The following is a 1,161-nucleotide window of genomic DNA, read 5'->3' as shown; positions in this document are numbered from 1 at the left end:
AACTGATGTCAGCTTTAAATGCAACGGCGATGAGGGTTGTGGTTGCCATTGACATAACACTTCCGAGCGTACAAGCAAACGTGATGATTCGCCAGTTGGCTTTGATTTGAGGGAGTTGCTCGTACAAAGGGTAAGCCAACGCTACAACAGCTGGTTGTAGTAAAAAGCTGATGCCTTCGTTGTCGGCGTAGTATGTCTCAAACGGTACATTGAGGTACGTTAATAAAGGAATCAGTACTGCAATACTGATCAACAAAGGGTTTGCAAGTGGGCTGTTGATCTTAATTGCGATTTGGCGAGCAATCAGGAAAACGACAATAGTGACAATTAACCACATATTAATGTTTCTCCTTTAGCAAGTAGTCCAGTAGCCAAGCAAGGCTGACCAAGACAATGAGTGAACCACCGCCTGCACTAGCTATGATTGGCCATGCATTCGCAAGTAGCATATCGAAGTGCTGCATGAGTCCCACACTGATTGGGACAAAGAGTAAGATCATGTAGCGAATGAATAGCGTTGCGCCCGGTTTGACCCAATCCACTTTGACAAGGCCAAGTGTCATGGAGAAAAACAGTACAAGCATACCGATGACACTTCCGGGAACAGAAACGCCAGTGAATTTTTGAATAGTAATTCCGATTCCAAGTGCTCCCATGATGAGGAAGAGGGAGATGAGCAGTTGGATCAGTTGTAAGAATCGATCTTTTATCATTTTGACAGCATATAAACGACAAGCACACCATAAGGTGCGCTTGGATAAGTAGAAATTAGGAGGCTAGGCTCTCTACATAACGGTAAACGGATTTTAATATTGCAATCTTCTTTTCGTCACTTTCATGTTCGTGAACTAAGTTTTCTAAATTCAGCATATACTCTTCGATTTGGCTTTCAAATACCTCTCGGCAATGAAGTGCCCAGCGTCGTTGCTCTTGCTCATCGAGAGTGCCTGGGAAGTTACGAGCACGGTATCTGAATAGCAGCGGTTTGATGCGTTTATCGTCAAACTCGATATCTAAGGCAGCAAGATTGTTTGGATCGGTTTCGCGGATAATATCCATCGCTGCACGGTCGGCTGGAGAGAAGAACCCATCGTAAAGTTGAGTGTCCACATCATCGCTTTTTTCAAATTGACGTTCGATAGAGAACAAGCCGATTAGTTT

General features: G+C 44.0%; 2 protein-coding genes and 1 pseudogene. All 3 read right to left on the bottom strand.

Annotated elements, in window-relative coordinates:
* Positions 1-337, bottom strand: a 337-nt coding sequence (locus R8N28_RS26005) for an LrgB family protein (RefSeq protein ID WP_318183757.1), incomplete at its 3' end; no start/stop codon positions are given.
* Between the two features lies 1 nt (position 338).
* Complete coding sequence (locus R8N28_RS26000) at positions 339-713, bottom strand: CidA/LrgA family protein (RefSeq protein ID WP_318183756.1); 375 nt, start codon at positions 711-713, stop codon at positions 339-341.
* 55 nt (positions 714-768) lie between these two features.
* Positions 769-1,161: pseudogene (locus R8N28_RS25995) on the bottom strand (exodeoxyribonuclease I); the annotation flags it as partial.

It is taken from the genome of Vibrio sp. Vb1554, from assembly GCF_033344235.1.
Note: the sequence above shows the minus strand (reverse complement) of the source record. Positions and strands in the feature narration are given on the sequence as shown.